At 72.8% G+C, this 19,525-nt stretch carries 19 protein-coding genes; 11 read left to right on the top strand and 8 right to left on the bottom strand.

Features of this window, described 5'->3' with window-relative positions; genetic code table 11:
* Window positions 1–18: 18 nt before the first annotated feature.
* From tal to ABD671_RS17455, 6 genes are read left to right on the top strand one after another with little or no spacing between them, the layout of a single operon-like run.
* Window positions 19–1,125, top strand: a complete 1,107-nt coding sequence (gene tal / locus ABD671_RS17480; protein WP_344734719.1) for a transaldolase — start codon at window positions 19–21, stop codon at window positions 1,123–1,125.
* Entirely contained in the window at window positions 1,122–2,795 is a 1,674-nt protein-coding gene (gene pgi, locus ABD671_RS17475) for a glucose-6-phosphate isomerase (protein WP_344734718.1), read from the top strand. Before tal ends, pgi begins: the two co-directional genes overlap by 4 nt.
* A complete protein-coding gene (zwf, locus tag ABD671_RS17470; RefSeq protein WP_344734717.1) occupies window positions 2,795–4,330 on the top strand; it encodes a glucose-6-phosphate dehydrogenase in 1,536 nt (511 codons plus the stop codon). Before pgi ends, zwf begins: the two co-directional genes overlap by 1 nt.
* A 16-nt stretch (window positions 4,331–4,346) precedes the next feature.
* A complete protein-coding gene (locus ABD671_RS17465; protein WP_344734716.1) occupies window positions 4,347–5,351 on the top strand; it encodes a glucose-6-phosphate dehydrogenase assembly protein OpcA in 1,005 nt (334 codons plus the stop codon).
* A complete protein-coding gene (gene pgl, locus ABD671_RS17460; protein ID WP_344734715.1) occupies window positions 5,348–6,082 on the top strand; it encodes a 6-phosphogluconolactonase in 735 nt (244 codons plus the stop codon). The genes ABD671_RS17465 and pgl overlap by 4 nt, the downstream gene beginning before the upstream one ends.
* A 57-nt stretch (window positions 6,083–6,139) precedes the next feature.
* On the top strand, window positions 6,140–6,934 hold the full coding sequence (locus tag ABD671_RS17455) for a maleylpyruvate isomerase family mycothiol-dependent enzyme (protein WP_344734714.1): 795 nt from the start codon (window positions 6,140–6,142) through the stop codon (window positions 6,932–6,934).
* Between the two features lie 43 nt (window positions 6,935–6,977).
* Here ABD671_RS17455 and pheT read toward each other — a convergent pair whose 3' ends face one another.
* The 8 genes from pheT to ABD671_RS17415 form a co-directional block, all read right to left on the bottom strand.
* Window positions 6,978–9,461, bottom strand: coding sequence for a phenylalanine--tRNA ligase subunit beta (gene pheT / locus ABD671_RS17450; protein ID WP_344734713.1), 2,484 nt, complete (start codon window positions 9,459–9,461; stop codon window positions 6,978–6,980).
* Entirely contained in the window at window positions 9,458–10,570 is a 1,113-nt protein-coding gene (pheS, locus tag ABD671_RS17445; RefSeq protein WP_344734712.1) for a phenylalanine--tRNA ligase subunit alpha, read from the bottom strand. Before pheS ends, pheT begins: the two co-directional genes overlap by 4 nt.
* A gap of 110 nt (window positions 10,571–10,680) precedes the next feature.
* Window positions 10,681–11,715 (bottom strand): sensor histidine kinase, encoded by a 1,035-nt coding sequence (locus tag ABD671_RS17440; protein WP_344734711.1) that lies wholly within the window; start codon window positions 11,713–11,715, stop codon window positions 10,681–10,683.
* 35 nt (window positions 11,716–11,750) lie between these two features.
* Window positions 11,751–12,515 (bottom strand): TrmH family RNA methyltransferase, encoded by a 765-nt coding sequence (locus tag ABD671_RS17435; protein ID WP_425574936.1) that lies wholly within the window; start codon window positions 12,513–12,515, stop codon window positions 11,751–11,753.
* Window positions 12,516–12,532: 17 nt separating this feature from the next.
* Complete coding sequence (rplT, locus tag ABD671_RS17430; RefSeq protein ID WP_344734709.1) at window positions 12,533–12,919, bottom strand: 50S ribosomal protein L20; 387 nt, start codon at window positions 12,917–12,919, stop codon at window positions 12,533–12,535.
* A gap of 64 nt (window positions 12,920–12,983) precedes the next feature.
* Window positions 12,984–13,178: a 50S ribosomal protein L35 gene (rpmI, locus tag ABD671_RS17425; RefSeq protein WP_344734708.1), complete on the bottom strand. Its 195-nt coding sequence runs from the start codon at window positions 13,176–13,178 to the stop codon at window positions 12,984–12,986.
* Between the two features lie 122 nt (window positions 13,179–13,300).
* Window positions 13,301–14,107, bottom strand: a complete 807-nt coding sequence (gene infC, locus ABD671_RS17420) for a translation initiation factor IF-3 (RefSeq protein WP_344734707.1) — start codon at window positions 14,105–14,107, stop codon at window positions 13,301–13,303.
* 270 nt (window positions 14,108–14,377) lie between these two features.
* Window positions 14,378–14,923, bottom strand: a complete 546-nt coding sequence (locus ABD671_RS17415; RefSeq protein ID WP_344734706.1) for an SseB family protein — start codon at window positions 14,921–14,923, stop codon at window positions 14,378–14,380.
* A 110-nt stretch (window positions 14,924–15,033) separates the two neighbouring features.
* Here ABD671_RS17415 and ABD671_RS17410 point away from each other — a divergent pair, with 110 nt between their 5' ends.
* The 5 genes from ABD671_RS17410 to ABD671_RS17390 all read left to right on the top strand — a co-directional run bounded on the left by ABD671_RS17410 (window position 15,034) and on the right by ABD671_RS17390 (window position 19,404).
* On the top strand, window positions 15,034–15,885 hold the full coding sequence (locus ABD671_RS17410; protein ID WP_344734705.1) for an ABC transporter permease: 852 nt from the start codon (window positions 15,034–15,036) through the stop codon (window positions 15,883–15,885).
* Window positions 15,873–16,760 carry an ABC transporter ATP-binding protein gene (locus tag ABD671_RS17405; RefSeq protein ID WP_344734704.1) on the top strand — a complete coding sequence of 296 codons (888 nt, stop codon included), beginning with the start codon at window positions 15,873–15,875 and terminating at the stop codon, window positions 16,758–16,760. The genes ABD671_RS17410 and ABD671_RS17405 overlap by 13 nt, the downstream gene beginning before the upstream one ends.
* The gene (locus ABD671_RS17400) at window positions 16,757–17,791 is read left to right on the top strand and encodes an ABC transporter substrate-binding protein (RefSeq protein WP_344734703.1); all 1,035 of its coding nucleotides are present in this window, start codon (window positions 16,757–16,759) and stop codon (window positions 17,789–17,791) included. Before ABD671_RS17405 ends, ABD671_RS17400 begins: the two co-directional genes overlap by 4 nt.
* Before the next feature lie 160 nt (window positions 17,792–17,951).
* A complete protein-coding gene (locus ABD671_RS17395) occupies window positions 17,952–18,485 on the top strand; it encodes a uridine kinase family protein (protein WP_344734702.1) in 534 nt (177 codons plus the stop codon).
* A gap of 10 nt (window positions 18,486–18,495) precedes the next feature.
* On the top strand, window positions 18,496–19,404 hold the full coding sequence (locus ABD671_RS17390) for an aldose 1-epimerase family protein (RefSeq protein WP_344734701.1): 909 nt from the start codon (window positions 18,496–18,498) through the stop codon (window positions 19,402–19,404).
* Window positions 19,405–19,525: the final 121 nt, after the last annotated feature.

The following is a 19,525-nucleotide window of genomic DNA, read 5'->3' as shown; positions in this document are numbered from 1 at the left end:
CAGGAGGGAACGACCACCATGAGCGATCGACTGAAGGAGCTGGCGGACGCGGGCGTCTCGATCTGGCTCGACGACCTGTCGCGCGAGCGCATCGAGACCGGCAACCTCACCGACCTGGTGCGGGAGAAGTCCGTCGTCGGTGTCACCACCAACCCGACCATCTTCGCCGGGGCGATCGCCGACGGTGAGCGCTACGACGAGCAGGTGCGCAAGCTCGTGGCCGAGGGCCACGACGTCGACCGGGTGATCTTCGAGCTCACCACCGAAGACGTCCGCAACGCGTGCGGTCTGCTGCGGCCGGTCTACGACGCCACGCCCGCCGACGGCCGGGTCTCCATCGAGGTCGAGCCGACCCTGGCCACCGACACCGAGGGCACCATCGCCTCGGCCCAGGCGCTGTGGCAGGCGGTCGACCAGCCCAACGCGCTGATCAAGATCCCCGCCACCCGCGAGGGCATCCCGGCGATCACCGCCGTCATCGCCCAGGGCATCTCGGTGAACGTCACCCTGATCTTCAGCGTCGAGCGCTACCGCGCCGTGATGGACGCCTACCTCACCGGCCTGGAGCAGGCACGCGACGCCGGTCTCGACCTGGCGAGCATCCACTCGGTGGCCTCGTTCTTCGTCTCCCGGGTCGACAGCGAGATCGACAAGCGCCTGGAGGCCATCGGATCCGAGGAGGCGCTCGGGCTGCGCGGGAAGGCCGCGGTCGCCAACGCCCGGCTCGCCTACGCCGCCTACGCGGAGGTCGTCGCCAGCGACCGCTGGCGTCAGCTCGCCGACGCCGGCGCCAACCCCCAGCGTCCGCTGTGGGCCTCCACCGGTGTGAAGAACCCCGACTACTCCGACACGCTCTACGTCACCGAGCTGGTCGTCGCCGGCACCGTCAACACGATGCCGGAGAAGACCCTCGACGCCGTCGCCGACCACGGCGAGGTGCACGGCGACACCGTCACCGGCACCGCCGCCGAGGCGCAGGGCGTCTTCGACGCGCTCACCGGCGTCGGCATCGACCTCGACGACGTCTTCCTCACCCTCGAGGACGAGGGCGTCTCGAAGTTCGTCGACTCCTGGCGCGAGCTCGTCGAGACCGTCCGCGGCCAGATGGAGGCGGCGGCCCGGTGACCGCCACGCCGGTGGATCCCACGTCGACACCGGCCTGGTCGCAGCTCGCGGCGCTCGCCGAGCACTTCGAACCCGACCTGCGCGGCTGGTTCGCCGCCGACCCCGACCGGGTCGCGCGCCTGACCCACGTCGCGGGCGATCTCCACGTCGACCTCTCCAAGGCGCTGCTGACCGACGAGGTGCTCGCCGCGCTGCTGGCACTGGCCGAGCAGGTGCAGGTGGCCGAGCGCCGCGAGGCGATGTTCGCCGGTGAGCGGGTCAACGTCACCGAGGACCGCGCCGTCCTGCACACCGCCCTGCGGCTGCCGGTCGACGCACACCTGGAGGTGGAGGGCCGCGACGTCGTCGCCGGCGTCCACGAGGTCCTCGAGCGCATCTACGACTTCGCGCGGCGCGTCCGCAGCGGAGCCTGGACCGGCGTCACCGGCGAGCGCATCCGCACGGTCGTCAACATCGGCATCGGCGGCTCCGACCTCGGGCCCGTCATGGCCTACGAGGCGCTCGAGCCGTTCCGCGGCGAGGGCCCCGAGTGCCGGTTCATCTCCAACATCGACCCCACCGACGCCGCCACCACGTTGGCCGGTCTCGACCCGGCGACGACGCTGTTCATCGTCTCCAGCAAGACCTTCGGCACCCTGGAGACCCTCACCAACGCCCGACTCTGCCGCACCTGGCTGCTCGAGGGCCTGGCTGACCGGCTCGGTGAGGCGTCCGAGGCCGACGCGGTCGCGCAGCACTTCGTGGCCGTGTCGACGGCGCTGGACAAGGTCGCCGACTTCGGCATCGACCCGGCCAACGCCTTCGGCTTCTGGGACTGGGTCGGCGGCCGGTACTCCCTCGACTCCGCCATCGGCACCTCGCTGGTGCTGGCCATCGGTCCGGAACGCTTCGCCGAGATGCTGGCCGGGTTCCACACCCTCGACGAGCACTTCCGCACCGCCCCGCCCGAGCGCAACGTGCCGCTGCTGATGGGGCTGCTGAACGTCTGGTACACCAACTTCCTCGGTGCCCAGAGCCACGCCGTACTGCCCTACGCCCAGTTGCTGCACCGCTTCCCGGCCTACCTCCAGCAACTGACGATGGAGTCGAACGGCAAGGGGGTGCGGTGGGACGGCTCGCCGGTCACCACCGACACCGGCGAGATCTTCTGGGGCGAGCCCGGCACGAACGGCCAGCACGCCTTCTACCAGCTGATCCACCAGGGCACCCGGCTCGTGCCGGCCGACTTCATCACCGTCGCCAACCCGGCCCATCCGCTGCGCGACGGCGACACCGACGTGCACGAGCTGTTCCTCGCCAACTTCTTGGCCCAGACCCGGGCGCTCGCGTTCGGCAAGACCGCCGAGGAGGTGCGCGCGGAGGGCGTGGCCGAGGCCGTCGTCCCGGCCCGGGTCTTCCCCGGCAACCGACCCAGCACCTCGATCATCGCCCCCGAGCTGACGCCGTCGGTGCTCGGGCAGCTGGTGGCGCTCTACGAGCACATCACCTTCACCCAGGGAATCGTCTGGGGCATCGACAGCTTCGACCAGTGGGGCGTCGAGCTCGGCAAGCAGCTCGCCCAGCAGGTCGGACCGGCCATCGCGGGCGATGCCGAGGCGCTCGCCCAGCAGGACGCCTCCACCCGCGCCCTCATCGACTACTACCACCGGCACCGACGCCAGGAGGACTGATGGCCGTCTCGGGCAACCCGCTCCGCGATCCCCAGGATCGTCGACTCCCCCGCATCGCCGGCCCGTGCGGCCTGGTGCTGTTCGGCGTCACCGGCGACCTCTCCCGCAAGAAGGTCATGCCGGCGATCTACGACCTCGCCAACCGCGGCCTGCTGCCGCCCGGCTTCAGCCTCGTCGGCTTCGCCCGGCGCGACTGGGCCGACCAGGATTTCGCGCAGATCGTGCACGACTCGGTCAAGCAGTACGCGCGTACCGAGTTCCGCGAGGAGGTGTGGCGCCAGCTCGCCGAGGGGTTCCGCTTCGTGCCCGGCTCCTTCGACGACGACGAGGCCTTCGAGCGGCTGCGGCACACCATCGAGGAGCTCGACGAGGTGCGCGGCACCGACGGCAACCACGCCTTCTACCTCGCCATCCCGCCGGGCGCCTTCGGCACGGTGACCCAGCAGTTGAAGGAGCACGGCCTCACCGACGCGCCGTCCCGGCACCCCGACGCGTGGCGCCGGGTCGTGATCGAGAAGCCGTTCGGCCACGACCTCGCCTCCGCGCAGGAGCTCAACGCCGCCCTCGACGCCGTCTTCCCGCCCGAGACGATCTTCCGCATCGACCACTACCTCGGCAAGGAGACGGTGCAGAACATCTTGGCGATGCGCTTCGCCAACCAGATGTTCGAGCCGCTGTGGAACGGCAACTTCGTCGACCACGTGCAGATCACGATGGCCGAGGACGCCGGCATCGGCGGCCGGGCCGGCTACTACGACGGCATCGGCGCGGCCCGCGACGTCATCCAGAACCACCTCCTCCAGCTGATGGCGCTCGTCGCGATGGAGGAGCCGACGTCCTTCGACGCCCACGCGCTGCGCCTGGAGAAGCAGAAGCTGCTCTCCTCGGTCTCGCTCCCCCGCCGTCTCGACCTCACCACCGCCCGCGGCCAGTACGCGGGCGGCTGGGCCGGCGGCGTCAAGGTGCCCGGGTTCTTCGAGGAGGACGGCATCGCAGCCCGCTCGACCACCGAGACGTTCGCTGCGATCACGCTGCACGTGGAGAACCGGCGCTGGGCGGGCGTGCCGTTCTACCTGCGCACCGGCAAGCGGCTGGCGCGCCGCGTCACCGAGGTCGCCGTCGTGTTCAAGAAGGCGCCGCACCAGCCGTTCAGCCAGACGGCGGTCGAGGACCTCACCCAGAACGCGCTGGTGATCCGCATCCAGCCCGACGAGGGCGTCACGCTGCGGTTCGGCTCGAAGGTGCCGGGCACGGCCATGGAGATCCGCGACGTCACCATGGACTTCGCCTACGGCGGATCGTTCACCGAGGCATCGCCCGAGGCCTACGAGCGGCTGATCCTCGACGTCCTGCTGGGTGACCCGCCGCTGTTCCCCCAGCACGAGGAGGTCGAGCTCTCCTGGCGGATCCTCGACCCGATCCTCGAGCACTGGGCCGCGAAGGGCCGTCCCGAGGAGTACGCCTCGGGCGGATGGGGGCCGGCATCGGCCGACGAGATGCTCGCCCGCGACGGACGGGTGTGGCGGCGTCCGTGACGCCGGGGAGGACCTCATGATCGAACTGACCGACACCACCTCCGCCGCGATCGCCGCGGAGTTCGTCCGCGCTCGCACCCGGGCGGGCTCCCCGGCGATGGGCATGGTGCTGACCCTCGTCTTCGTCGTCGACGAGGAGCAGGCCACCCAGGCCATGGAGACCGCACGCGAGGCCTCCCAGGAGCACCCCGCGCGGGTGCTGGGGGTCATCCTCGGCAACGGCCGCGGCGCGGGCCGGGTCAACGCCCAGGTCGGCATCGGCGACGGCTGGGCCGGCGAGACCGCGCTGATCCGGCTCACCGGGGAGGCCGCGAAGCACCCCGAGTCCGTCGTCCTGCCCTTGCTGCTGCCCGACTCCCCGGTGGTCGTGTGGTGGCCCGTCGACGCGCCCGCCGACCCGGCGTCCGACCCGCTCGGGGCGCTGGCCCAGCGCCGCATCACCGACTCCGCCGCCGCGACCAAGGCACGGGCGCAGGCACTGCACACGCAGTGCACCGCCTACACCCGCGGCAACACCGACCTCGCCTGGACCCGGCTCACGCCGTGGCGGGCGCTCCTGGCGGCGGCACTCGACCAGTCGCCGGCCAAGGTCACCGCGGCCCGGGTGAGCGCCGAACGCATCAACCCCAGCGCCGACCTGCTGGTGGCCTGGCTCGCCGATCGCCTCAAGGTGCCGGTGGAGCGCACCGTCTCCGACGGCCCCGGTCTGACCGAGGTCGAGCTCACCACCCGATCGGGCCCGGTGCGCATCACCCGCACCGACGGACGACTGGCGACCTTCGCCACCCCGGCCCACCCCGATCGGCCGATCGCGCTCAAGCGCCGCACCCCGCACGAGCTGCTCGCCGAGGAGCTGCGCCGTCTCGACGAGGACGACGTCTACGCCGCGACCGTGCGGGCGTTGACGAAGACCGCCACGAAGACCGCTGGCAAGAGGACGACGGCGAAGAAGGCGGCCCCGAAGACCGCCGCCAAGAAGACCGCCGCGAAGAAGGCCACCGCGAAGAAGGCCGGCCGATGAGCGCCGAGCCGCGCATCGAGGTCCACCCCGACGCCGACACCCTCGCCCACGCGGTCGCCGGGGAGCTCCTCGACCGCATCCACCAGGCGCAGGCGTCGGGGCACGTCCCGCAGATCTGCCTGACCGGCGGCACCATCGCCGAGGCCATCCACCGCCAGATCGCGGTCATCGCCGACGCCTCGGGCGTCGACTGGGGTGCGGTCGACTTCTGGTGGGGCGACGAGCGGTTCGTGTCCGCCGACTCCCCCGACCGCAACGAGGGTCAGGCCCGCGCGGCCTTCCTCGACGCGCTCGGGGTGCCGGCGCACCGCATCCATGCGATGCCCTCGACCGACGACGTCGCCGATGTCGACGCCGCGGCCGCAGCCTTCGAGCAGGCGGTCCGCGAGCACGGCTCGGGCGGGTTCGACCTGCTGATGCTCGGCGTCGGCCCCGACGCCCATATCGCCTCGCTGTTCCCGCACCACCCCGACGCCGCGTTGACCGATCACATCGCGGTCGCGGTGCACGACTCCCCCAAGCCGCCGCCGGAGCGGATCAGCTTCACCTTCGAGGCGCTGGCCCGCAGTCGCAGCGTCTGGTTCCTGGTGAGCGGCGAGGGCAAGGCCGACGCCGTGGCCGCCGCGCTCGCCGACCCGACGCCGAGCCGGGTCGACGTCCCGGCCGCGGGGGTCCGCGGCGAGGACGAGACCGTCTGGTTCCTCGACCGCGACGCCGCGAGCCGGCTGTAGCGGCACCCGCCCGTTATCGCGTGGCCGCCGAACCGGCACCGTGCCTAGGGTGCCGGGGTGCGTCCTTCCCCTGAGCTGTACCTGACCGCCCTCCACGACGAGTCGGCCCGGTTCGCCGAGGCGGTGGCGCTTGCGCCCTCCGGGGCCGTCGTCCCGACCTGTCCCGACTGGTCCGCCGACGACCTGCTGTGGCACCTCACCGAGGTGCAGCGGTTCTGGGCCGAGGTCGTGCGCACCCGGCCCGCCGAGCCGGTCGAGGCCGCCGGAACGCGCCCCGAGGGCCGGACGGCGCTGTTGGCGGCCTTCACCGAGGCGAGCGCCGCGCTGCGGCGAGAACTCCAGGACGCCGACCCGGGCGAACCGGCGTGGTCGTGGGCGGCGGAGCAGACCGTCGGGTTCACCCTGCGGCGTCAGGCGCACGAGGCGCTGATCCATCGTGTGGACGCCGAGCTGACGGCCGGCCTGCCGGTCACCGAACCGCATCCGGCCCTGGCCGACGACGGCGTGGCCGAGGCCCTCGACGTCATGTACGGCGGACTCCCGCCCGCGGGGATCGACTTCACACCGGTCTGCGGCGTGGTCGCGGTGCATCTCACCGACACCGGGACGACGTGGTGGACCCAGCCCGGCTCGCTCTCCGGCGTCCGCGCCGACGGCCGTGACCTCAGCGGACCGCACGTCCTCCTGCTCGATCCACGGGAACCGCTCGACGCCGTCGCCGCGATCAGCGGTCCGGCGTCGGTCGTCGACCGCTGGCTCTGGAAGCGCCTGCCGGACGACGCCGTCCGCCGCACCGGTGATCCGGACGCGATCGCCGCGTTCGAGGCGGCGGTGCGGCCGGCGATCGAGTGACCGCCGGCCGCACCCTCGCGCGCGTCGGGCCGCGCCCCTCGGATCAGGCGCGCTGCACGGCACCCGTGGCAGCCGCGGCGGCCGCCACGGCCCCCTGCCGCGCGCTCACGGTCTCCTCGTCGGTGAGCGTGCGGTCGGGGGCGCGGAAGCGCAGCGCGAACGCCAGCGACTTGCGACCCTCCCCGATCTGCTCGCCGCGGTAGACGTCGAAGAGGCGCACCGACTCCAGCAGCTCGCCGGCACCGTCGCGCAGCGCCGCCTCGACGGCGGCGACGGTGACCGTCTCCTCCACGATGAGCGCGACGTCCTCCTTGGCCACCGGGAAGGTGGAGTAGGACGGCGCCGGCGCCACCGCGGGCGCGGCGGCCATCAGGACGTCGAGGTCGAGCTCGACCGCCGCCGCACGGGCCGGCAGGCCGAACGCGGCGCAGACCCGCGGGTGCAGTTCGCCGGCGTGGCCGATCACGACACCGCCGGTGAGGATCTCCGCGCAGCGCCCCGGGTGCCAGGGCGCCAGCGAGGCCGAGCGCACCTCGATCGGCACGGCGAGCTCGCCGGCCAGGCGCCGCACGACGCCGACGGCGTCGTCCCAGCCGACCGGACGGGCGGCGCCCCACCAGCCGCCGGGCTCCCGCTCGCCGGCCAGCACGACCGCGAGGTGCAGCGGCTGGGCGGGGATGGCGTCCAGCAGGGCCTCGAGCTCGGCCTCGGAGGGACGCCGGTCGACGCCGTAGATCGGCGCCTTGACGGGACCGTCGGCCACCGCGACGGCGCCGGTCTCGAAGAGCGCGACCCCGTTGCGCCCGCGCGAGAGGTTGCGCGCGGCCTGGCGCAGGACGCCGGGCAGCAGCGTCGTGGTGAACCCGGGCTCCTCGCTCGAGATCGGGTTGGCGAGCAGCACCGTGCTGCGGCGCGGGTCGTCGGCGGGCAGCCCGAGGGCGTCGAAGGTCGCCTCGCCCGCGAACGGGAAGCTCAGCACCTCGACACAGCCGGACGCCGCCAGGGTGCGACCGATCCGACGGCGCAGGCGCTGTTCGCGGGTCAGGCCGCGGCCGGCGTTCGGGGTCGGCAGCACCGAAGGCACCTGGTCGTAGCCGACGATGCGCACGACCTCCTCGACGAGGTCGAAGGGGTCGTTGAGGTCGGGGCGCCACGTCGGCGGGACGGCGCTGAGGCGGCCGCCGTCGACGGTCACCGTGCACCCGACGGCCCGCAGGTAGCGCACCGTGTCGTCGTCGGAGACCGCGATGCCGCTGATGCGCGCGGGCAGGTCGACGTCGGTCTCGATGGCCGTGCGCTCGGGCACCGAGCCGACGACGGTGACGCCCGGCTCGGCGGTCGCGCCGCCGTGGGCGACGAGCAGTTCGACGACCCGGTCGGCCGCGGCCTCGGTGATGGCGGGGTCGACGCCTCGTTCGTTGCGCTTGCCGGCCTCGGAGGAGATGCGCTGCCGCTTGCCGGTGCGGAACATGGAGGTGGCGTCCCAGTGGGCCGCCTCGACCAGCACGCGGGTGGTGGTGTCGGAGATCTCCGTGGACTCCCCGCCCATGACGCCGCCGAGACCGATCGCCCCGGTGTCGTCGGCGACGACGAGGTCCTCGGGGTGGAGCTCGCGCTCGGTGCCGTCGAGGGTGGTGAGCCGCTCACCGGGCTCGGCCCGGCGCACCCGCAGCGCTCCGGTGACCTTGTCGGCGTCGTAGCCGTGGATCGGACGGCCGAGCTCGAGCATCACGTAGTTGGTGATGTCGACGGCCAGCGAGATCGGTCGCATGCCGGCGGCGGTGATGCGCTGGACCATCCAGTCCGGCGTGGGCGCGGTCGGGTCGAAGCCGCTGACCGTGCGGGCCACGAAGAGCGGGCACCCCTCGGTGTCGTCGATGACGACCGGGTGGCCGGCGCCGTCGGCCGCAGGGGTGTCGCGGGCGGCCGGGTCGCGGAACGGCGCCTCGAAGCCGAGGGCGGCCTCGCGGGCCAGGCCGCGGATCGAGAGGGCGTAGGCGCGGTCGGGATTGATCTCGAACTCGATGATCTCCTCGTCGAGCCCGAGCAGCGGCCGGGCGTCGTCGCCCGGCTCGGCGACACCCTCGGGCAGCACGATGATGCCGTCGTGGTCGCTGGAGATGCCCAGCTCGGCGGCCGAGCAGATCATGCCGGACGACACGTGGCCGTAGGTCTTGCGCGCCGAGATCGCGAACCCGCCGGGCAGCACCCCACCGGGCAGGACGACGACCACGAGGTCGCCGGGCCCGAAGTTGTGGGCGCCGCACACGATGCCCTGGGGCTCGCCGGTGCCGTTGGCGTCGCCGACGTCGACGGTGCACCAGTTGATGGTCTTGCCGTTCTTCTGCGGCTCGGGCTCCTGGGTGAGCACCCGGCCGACGACGAGCGGACCGGTGATCTCGCTGCCCGGCGACTCGATCGCCTCGAGCTTGAGGCCGAGCGCGGTGAGGCGGTCGGTGATGTGCTCGGTCGTCAGCTCGGCCGGCAGGTCGACGAACTCGCGGATCCAGGACAGGGGTGCCTTCACAGCTCGCTCCCGAACGCAGTGGTGAATCGGACGTCGCCCTCCCAGAAGGCGCGCAGGTCGTCGATGCCGGAGCGGAACATGAGCATGCGGTCGATGCCGAAGCCGAACGCGAAGCCGGTGTAGCGCTCGGGGTCGACGCCGCAGGCGATGAGCACGCGCGGGTTGACGACACCGCAGCCGCCGAGCTCGATCCAGCCCTCGCCGCGGCACGTGCGACAAGCGTCGGTGCCCTCGGCGTTGAGTGCGGAACCGCCGCAGACGAAGCAGATCATGTCCATCTCGGCCGACGGCTCGGTGAAGGGGAAGTACGAGGGCCGGAAGCGCGTGGAGATGCCCTCGCCGAAGAGGCTGGAGACGAGGTGGTCGAGGGTGCCCTTGAGGTGGGCCATCGTCAGACCCTCGTCGATCGCCAGGCCCTCGACCTGGTGGAAGACAGGGCTGTGGGTGGCGTCGTACTCGTCGGTGCGGAAGACCCGCCCGGGGCACGCCACGTAGATCGGGGGTGTGCGGGTGAGCATCGAGCGCGCCTGCACCGGGGAGGTCTGGGTGCGCAGGACGACGCCGCTGTCGGCGGGCGCGACCCAGAAGGTGTCCTGCATGGTGCGAGCCGGGTGGTCGGGGCCGAGGTTGAGGGCGTCGAAGTTCAGCCACTCCGCCTCCATGACCGGACCCTCGGCGATCTCCCAGCCCATGGCCACGAAGATGTCGGCGATCAGCTCGGCACCGGTGGTGAGCGGGTGGCGGGCGCCGACGGGCTCACGGTCGACCGGCAGCGTGACGTCGACGGTCTCCTCGACGAGCATCCGCTCCTCGTGCTCGGCCTCGAGCACCGTCTGCCGGGCCGCGAGCGCCTGGTTGACGGCGCCGCGCGCCTGGCCGACGCGCTGGCCGGCCTCCTTGCGCGCCTGCGGCGGCAGGGCGCCGATCTCCCGGTTGGCCAGCGCCAGCGGCGAGCGGTCGCCGGCGTGGGCCAGCCGGACCTGCTTGAGCTCCTCCAGGTCGCCCGCGGCGGCGATGGCGGCGAGCGCGGCGTCGCGGGCGGCGTCGATCTCAGCCGGCTGCAACGGGGTCACCTCCACGGGGTCGTACTGGGTGTTCGGTCCCGACATGTCGGCCTTCCACGTAAGCGGTGCGTCGCCCGTGCGGGCGACCGGCCAATCTTAGGAAGTGCGCCGACCCGGGCGCGAACCGGTTCCGTCGGCGGACGTCGGCCTCGCCCTCACCCCAGGTCGGACGCCGGCCACCACACCTGGATCCGGGCGCCTCCGCCGGGGGCGTCGTCGATGACGATCGTGCCGCCGTGCGCGCGCACCAGCCCGTGGACGACGTAGAGTCCCAGGCCCGAACCGCCGCGGGCGCCGTTCTTCCAGAACTTGGTGAACACCGTGCGCCGCAGCTCGGCCGGGATGCCCTCACCCTGGTCGTCGACGGTGATGCGCACCCCCGGCTCGCCGCCGTGCTCGGCCGCCTCGAGCCGCACCCGGACCGGGCCCTCGCCGTGCCGGACGCCGTTCTCGACGAGGTTGGTGAGCACCTGGGTGAACTTGTCGGGGTCGGCTCCCAGCGACGGCAGGTCGGCATCGGCGTTCAGGTCGACCTCCCCCTGCCCGGAGGCGAGGGCGGCGTCGACGACACGACCGGTGAGGGTCGCCGCGTCGATCGGGCGCACGTGCAGCTGGAGCCGGCCCGTGTCGATGCGGGCGACGTCGAGCAGTTCGGCGATCAACCGCGTCAGGCGGTCGGAGTCGGCGGCGACCGTGGTGAGCATCAGCTTCTTCTGCTCGTCGGTGAGCCGGTCCCAGCGGTTCAGCATCACCTGGACGAAGCCCTTGACGCCGGTCAGCGGCGAGCGCAGCTCGTGGGCGACGGTGGCGACGAGGTCGGAGCGCTCGCGGTCGAGGCGGGCCCGCCCGCGGCCCGAGCGCAGCACGATGCCGACGCGCTCGACCGGGACCGCGAGGCTCGGACGCCGGATGCTGGCGGTGACCAGCACCTCGGTGCCGTCGGGCAGCAGCCAGGACTGCTCGGGGACGCCGGTGCGCGTCGCCAGTCCGTCGTAGGGGGTGTTGCAGCCGAGCCAGTCGCGCCCGTCCTGGTCCTGCAGGCGCAGCACCTCCCCCAGCGGTCGACCGGGGGCGGCCTCGGGGTCGACGTCGAGCATCGCGGCCGCGACGCGGGAGAGCGCCACGACCCGGCCCGCCGCGTCGGCGACGATCACCCCGTCGGGCAGGTCGTCGAGGAGCGGATCGGGCACGCCGTCACTCTAGGACGACGTCGCGCGACGCGGGCTCACCCGCGCTGGGCGCGGGCGGTGGCGTAGAGGCAGACCGCGGCGGCGGTGGAGAGGTTGAGGCTCTCGGCGGCGCCGTAGATCGGGATGGAGACCCGGTGGTCGGCCAGGGCCGCGATCGCCGGGTCGAGGCCGTGCGCCTCGTTGCCGAGCAGCCACGCGGTCGGACGCGCGAGCACCTCGTCGGCGGCGAAGAGGTCGAGATCGCCGGCCGCCTCGGTAGCCAGCACCTGGTAGCCGGCCGCGCGGGCCGCGGCGACGGCGTCCTCGACGCCGATGCCGACCGCGACGGGCAGGTGGAAGACGCTGCCGGCGCTCGCGCGCACGGTCTTGGGGTTGTAGAGGTCGACGGAGTCGCCGGCCAGCACGACGCCGCCGGCACCGGCCGCGTCGGCCGTGCGGATGACCGTGCCGGCGTTGCCCGGCTCGGAGACCTGGGCGCAGATGACCACGCAGCCGCCGCTCAGCGCCTGCGCGGGCGGCACGTCGAGGAAGCGGCACAGGGCGAGGAGTCCCGGCGGGCTGACGGCGTCGGAGAGCGCCTTCATCGCGCGCTCGTCGACCAGGGTGGTCGGCACGTCGTCCGGGACGTCGGGCAGCAGGTGCGCCCGGTCGGGCTGGAGGAGGAGCTCCTCGACGACGCCGGCGGCCAGGGCGGCCTCGACGGCGTTACGGCCCTCGGCGAGGAAGAGCCGCCGCTCCGATCGTTCGGAGCGGCGGCTCAGGCGCCGGAGCTGCTTGACGCGGGCGTTGCTCGCGCTCAGCGGGGCGGGGTCGTGGCTCAGGCCGAGACCTTGGGCGCGTTGACGTCCTCGGGCAGGGCGGCCTTGGCGGTGGCGACGAGCGCGTTGAACGCGGCGACGTCGTTGACGGCCAGGTCGGCGAGGATCTTGCGGTCGACCTCGACGCCCGCCAGGTTCAGGCCCTGGATGAAGCGGTTGTAGGTCATGCCCTGGGCGCGGGCCGCGGCGTTGATGCGCTGGATCCAGAGGCGACGGAAGTTGCCCTTGTTCTTGCGGCGGTCGTTGTAGCTGTAGACCAGCGAGTGGGTGACCTGCTCCTTGGCCTTGCGGTAGAGGCGCGAGCGCTGGCCGCGGTAGCCGCTGGCGCGCTCGAGGGTGGTACGACGCTTCTTGTTGGCGTTCACTGCGCGCTTGACGCGAGCCATCTTGTACTCCTAGGTGTTCTGCCGGGCGATGCCGACCGGCGGGTCGATCCGGGTCGGGTGTGGGTCAGCGACCCAGCAGCTTCTTCGCGCGCGGGACGTCGTTGGCGGCCACCTCGGTGGTGCCGGTCATGCGACGCGTCACCTTCGAGGCCTTCTTCTCGAGGTTGTGGCGCTTGCCCGCCTTCTCGCGCAGGATCTTCCCGCTGCCGGTCACGCGGAAGCGCTTGCCGGCGCCGGAGTGGCTCTTGTTCTTCGGCATCTCGTATCTCTTTCTCGGGTGTCGGGCCGGGGCGGAGTTCCGCGGTCCGGCTCAGGCGGCCGCCGGGGTGCTGCCCGGAACGGATCCGGGTCGGCACCGCCGGCGGCGATGTCTGCTGTGCGTCAGGCGTCGATCTCGGGGTCGAGGTTCTCCGAGCGACGACGCTCCTTCTTCGCGGCCACGGGACCGGCCGCGTGGGCGGCCTCCCGCTCGGCGCGCTCGGCGGCCTCGTCGGCGGCACGCTCGTCGGCCTTGGCCTGCTTGGCGGCCTGGGCGTCGACCTTGGCGTCGGCCTTCTTCTTGTGGGGGCCCAGCACCATGATCATGTTGCGGCCGTCCTGCTTGGGCGAGGACTCCACGAAGCCCAGCTCGGAGACGTCGTCCGCGAGGCGCTGGAGCAGCCGGAAGCCCAGCTCGGGGCGGTGCTGCTCGCGACCGCGGAACATGATCGTGATCTTGACCTTGTCGCCGGCGCGCAGGAAGCGGACCACGTGACCCTTCTTGGTCTCGTAGTCGTGCGCGTCGATCTTGGGACGAAGCTTCATCTCCTTGATGACGACGTTCGTCTGGTTGCGCCGCGCCTCACGGGCCTTCTGGGCGTTCTCGTACTTGAACTTCCCGTAGTCCATGAGCTTGCACACGGGGGGCTTGCCCTGCGGGGCGATCTCGACGAGGTCGAGGTCAGCCTCCTGGGCAAGCCGGAGCGCGTCGGCGGTAGGGACGATGCCGACGGTCTCGCCGTTGGGGCCAACGAGCCGGACCTCCGCGACGCGGATCCGGTCGTTGATACGAAGCTCGGTGCTGATGTGTCCTCCTGGTGGGAATGGGGTCGGAGTCCGCGGTCGCGGCCGGATGCTCGCTGCATCGGGCCGGAGAACACGAAAGCCTCCGCTGTGACGCAAGCGGAGGCCAGTCGGACGACTCCCCACCACGGGGGAACCACCAGGAGCGAGACACCACGAGGCATGCACCTCATGAGAGCCCTGCTCTCGGACCGGACCCGACGACCTCGCGGTCGATGCGGGTGGGAGACGGACGTGCTGTCCCCGCTTGTGGATCGGTGCGCCGACTCCGGGCCGGGGCTCGGGGCACGACGTACTGATCGGTCAACACCGCATGCTACCGGAGGGATTCCCGGCCGGGCGAATCCTCGAAAGCGGGCGGGAGACCTGCCGAGCCCGGCCGGGGGCAGGCGGGGATCAGGCGGGGGCGATCCAGCCGCGTTCCGCACCGAGGCGGGCGATGCGCCATCCGCGGGCGAGCGCCTGGAGGTCCTCCCCCTCGACCACGAAACGCACCGGGCCCGCGACGTCGACCAGCAGCGCCGCGGCGTCCTCCTGGACGGCGGCCAGCGCGGCGTGGGCGACCGGCACCGGCACGGGCCGGGCCTCGGGGTTCCACCGCACCATCGACGCGGTGCCGGTGAACGCGAGGAGCGCGCGCCGGCCGTCGGCACCGGTGAGCAGCACCGCGGCCATGTCGCTGGACTTGTCCCGCGCCAGGCCGGCCTCGTCGTACTCGATCTCGCCGAGCACGGCCACGACGGGCACCAGCACGCGGGAGACGGCCAGGGCGGCCAGGGCGTCGAGGTAGCGCTCGGGATCGTCGGGGGCGGCCTCGAAGGCCGACAGCGCAGCGTCCACCGCGGGGTCGCTGGCCCCGGTGTCGTCGGGCGCCGCGGGACTCAGCAGGGTGCGGCGGCGGGCCCCGTCGACCGGATCCTGCGGCCCGTGGTGGTCTCCCATCGCTCCATCGTGTCACCGCCCCACCCCACCCCACCCCGGTGGGTGGGGTGGGCTGATCGACGCGCCGCCCGACTTGCCCTAACTGGACTAGTTGTCTAGACATACTTGTCATGACCACGACAGTCGACGGGTCGACGGCCTCCGCGGTCACACGCCCCTCCTCCGCCCGGCGCCGGAGCACCCACCGCTCCCCCGGGTCGGCCCGGGGCCGGTCGGCACCGCTCACCTTCCTACGCCGCCTCGTCTCCCCCATCATCCTCATCGCCCTGTGGCAGGCCGCGTCGTCCGCGGGACTGCTCTCGGCCGACACCATGGCCTCCCCGGCCACGATCGCGGCCACCGCCCGCGACCTGATCGCCGACGGCACGCTGGGCCAGGAGACCCTGATCTCAGTGCAGCGGGTCGCGATCGGCCTGAGCCTGGGCCTGGTCACCGGGCTCGTGCTCGCCCTCCTGGCGGGCCTGAGCCGGCTCCTGGACGACGCCATCGACCCGCCGATGCAGGCGCTGCGCACGCTCCCGCACCTGGGGCTCGTACCGCTGTTCATCATCTGGTTCGGCGTCGGCGAGGAGCCGAAGGTCTACCTCGTCGCCTTCGGTGTGCTGTTCCCGATCTACCTGACCACGCTCGCGGGCATCCGCGGCATCGACCGGCGCATCCTCGAGGCCGCCGACGCCATGGCGCTGACCTGGTGGCAGCGCGTGCGCTACGTCGTCCTGCCCGGTGCGCTCCCCTCGGCCCTCACCGGCCTGCGCCAGAGCCTCGGCATCGCCTGGCTCTCCCTCGTGGTCGCCGAGACCATCGCGGCCAGCTCGGGGCTCGGTTACCTCATCAACCAGGCCCGCGAGTTCGGCCAGACCGACATCGTCGTCGTGGTGCTCGTGGTCTACGCGGTGCTCGGCCTGGTCACCGACGGCGTCGTCCGCATCATCGAGAGGAGGGCGCTGGCATGGCGCTCCTGAACCGCCGCCCCGCCGAGACGTCGGCGACGTCCGCGACGTCCGCCCAGACCACCGGCTCCGACGCACCCGACGCACCCGGGGCCACCGGCCCCGTCGCCCGCGTGCGCGGCCACCACCGCTCCTTCGGCGACCTGCACGTGCTGCGCGGCATCGACCTCGATATCGCCCCGGGCGAGATCGTGGCGCTGCTCGGCCGCAGCGGCTGCGGCAAGTCGACCCTGCTGCGCAGCCTCGCCGGCCTCGACCCCGCCCCGCGCGAGGAGGTCGAGGTGCGCGGCACCACCGCGGTCGCCTTCCAGGAACCGCGGCTGCTGCCCTGGCAGCGGGTCCAGCGCAACGTCGCCCTCGCCCTGCTCAACAGCGCGCGGCGCGGCGAGCGCGAACGCCTCGCGGCCGAGACCCTCACCGAGGTCGGCCTCGGTGCCAAGCTCGACGCGTGGCCCGGCCAGCTCAGCGGCGGTCAGGCCCAGCGGGTCTCCCTGGCCCGCGCCCTGGTGCGCAACCCCTCGCTGCTGCTGCTCGACGAGCCCTTCAGCGCCCTCGACGCGCTCACCCGCATCGAGATGCACCAGCTGGTCATCGAGCTGTGGCGACGCCACGGCATGGCCATCCTCATCGTCACCCACGACGTCGACGAGGCCATCGCGCTGGCCGACCGCCTCATCGTCCTCGACGAGGGGCGGGCGGCGGGCAGCTGGCGCCTGGAGATGCCGCGCACCGACCGCGACCACGCCGTCCCCGAGATCGCGCAGGTGCGTCACGAGGTGCTCGCCTCCCTCGGCGTGCAGCCGCTGCCGCCCAACCCGAACCGCACCCCGGTCGACGACCGGTCCCCCGCACCGACCCCGCCCCGCCATCATCAAGGAGCAGCATGATCACCCGACGACGCCTGCTGGGCGCCACCGCCGGACTCGCCCTCGCCGCCGGCCTCACCGCCTGCGGCGACGACACGACCGGCAACGAGGACGCCGTGTCCTCCGACGGCACCGTCGACCTCTCCAAGGTCACCCTCATCGTGGCCGACCAGCGCGGCACGAGCGCGCAGGCGGTGCTGAAGGCCGCCGGGCTCGACGACACCCCGTACACGATCGAGTGGAAGCAGTTCACCTCCGGCCCGCCGATCCTCGAGGCCCTCGACGCCGGCGCCGTCCACGTCGGCCAGGTCGGCAACACGCCGCCGATCTTCGCGGCCGCCGCGAAGAGCAAGTTCAAGATCGTCAGCGCCACCAGCTACACCGGTCAGGGCGACGCCATCCTGGTGCCGAAGGACTCCTCGCTGACCTCGGTGTCGCAGCTGGCCGGGAAGAAGGTCGCGGTGGCCGAGGGCAGCTCGGCCAACTACAACCTGCTCGGCCTGCTCGACGAGGGCGGCGTCTCCTACTCCGACGTCCAGATCCAGAACCTGCAGCCGGCCGACGCCCTAGCGGCGTTCAGCGCCGGCCACCTCGACGCCTGGACCACCTGGGAGCCCTACACCTCCCAGGCCGTGCTCGAGGACGGCGCCCGCGTGCTCGCCGACGGTCGCAAGGTCATGAACGGCCTCAGCTTCAACGTCGCCTCCGACGCCGCCCTGGCCGACAAGGCCACGGCCGCCGCCCTCGGCGACTTCCTCACCCGCATCCAGAAGGCGGCGCTGTGGACCGGCAGCCACGCCGAGGAGTGGGCGAAGATCTGGGCCACCCAGCTCGACATCGCCCCGACCATCACCGAGGCGGCCGTGCAGAAGCGTCCGGTCAGCGTGGTGCCGATCGACCAGTCCGTCATCGACTCCGAGCAGGAGATGGCCGACGCGTTCACCGCCGCCGGGCTCCTGCCCGGCAAGGTCGACGTGGCGCCCTACTTCGACGACCGGTTCAACAAGCAGGCCTCGGGGTCCGCCGTCGAAGCGGCAGCGGCCGCTTCCTGAGCCCACCGAGGTCGGCGCGACCGCAGCGGAGGTCGCGCGACACAGGACACCCCGTCACCCTCACCTGTGCGAGGGTGACGGGGTGTCGTCGTCCTCACCCCCGCCCGATGCCGGCACCGGGTTCGATCCAGGGTTCTATCCCGGGTTCGATCCCGGGCTGGTGGACGACCTCCTCGACACCGTGCGTCGGCGCCCGGCTCGGCTGGGCACGACCCGGGTGCTCGGCATCGACGGTCCGTCCGGCTCGGGCAAGACCACCCTCGCCGACCGCCTCGCCGATGCGGCCGGCGCGCCCGTGGTGCGTCTCGACGAGCTCTACCGGGGCTGGGACGGTCTCGACGAGGTCGGTCCGCTCGTCGAGGAGCTGCTCGCGCCTCTCCGCGACGGCGGCACCGGCCGGGTGGCGCGGTGGGACTGGCACCGCGATCGGCTCGGCGACGACGTCGTCGTGGTGCCGGCGCCCCTGATCGTGCTCGAGGGGGTCGGCAGCGGCCAGGCACGCCTGGCCCCGCTGTTGAGCCTGCTGGTGTGGGTCGAGGCGCCGGTCGAGGAGCGTCACCGGCGCGGACTGGAACGCGACGGCGCGGCGGCCGCCGTCGCGCTCGCACGGTGGTGGCAGGCCGAGGAACGCCACTTCGAGCAGGAGGCGACCAGGTCGCGAGCCGACCGGATCATCACCACAGCATCGTCCTAGGCTGACCGGCATGCTCCCACCCAGCGGCGACCAGTTCGAGATCGCGGCGGCCGGTTACCGCGCCGTCGTCACCGAGAGCGGCGCGGCGCTGCGGGTGCTCGAGCACGACGGCCGTCCGCTGGTCGCCGGCTTCCCCGAGGACGCCATGGCCGACGGAGGCCGCGGACAGATCCTCATGCCCTGGCCGAACCGCATCCGCGACGGCCGCTACGACCACGACGGCACGAGCTACCAGCTCGCCCACACCGAGCCCGCCCGTGCCAACGCCTCCCACGGCCTGGCCCGCTGGGTCGCCTGGACGCTCGAGGAGCACACCGACCACTCGGTGAGCCTGCGGTACCGCTGCATGGCGCAGGCCGGGTACCCCTGGACCCTCGACCTCGCCGTCGTCTACGACCTGTCGGCCGACGGCCTGACCGTCACCCAGTCGGCGCTCAACCAGGCCGCCTCCAGCGCTCCGTACGCCAGCGGGGCGCACCCCTACCTGTGCGTCGGCGACGGCCTCGTCGACGACTGGGAGCTGCTCCTGCCCGCCCGCACGCGCTACGTGCTCGACGAGCGGCTGCTGCCGGTCGGACGCGAGTCGGTGGAGGGGACGCCGGTCGACTTCCGGGTACCGCGACCGATCCGCGACCTCGACCTCGACGCGGCCTTCACCGATCTGGCCCGCGACGAGGAGGGACGCTCGACCGTCGAGCTGCGCGATCCGTCCACCGGCGCCGGGGTGGCCGTCTGGCTCGACGCCCACCACCACGTCGTCCAGCTGTTCACCGCCCGCGGCAACCCCGCCACCGAGCGGCGCTCGCTCGCCATCGAGCCGATGACCGCCCCCGCCGACGCCTTCAACTCCGGTGAGCACCTCGTCGTGCTCGCGCCGGGCGAGGAGTTCGCGGCGACGTGGGGGGTGCGGGCGGTCTGAGGCGGCGGCCAGTTTCCCCGGCCGGCCGGGGAAACCAGCCGACATCGCCCGCCGATAGCCCGATTCCGGGCAGTTCCGCCTGTCCGGTGTGACGGGAGGTGCCGATGGGACGACGTCCGCG

Origin of the sequence: Nocardioides fonticola, from assembly GCF_039536805.1 — a bacterium.
GTDB lineage: Bacteria > Actinomycetota > Actinomycetes > Propionibacteriales > Nocardioidaceae > Nocardioides > Nocardioides fonticola.
This window is presented reverse-complemented; position numbering and strand designations above follow the sequence as displayed.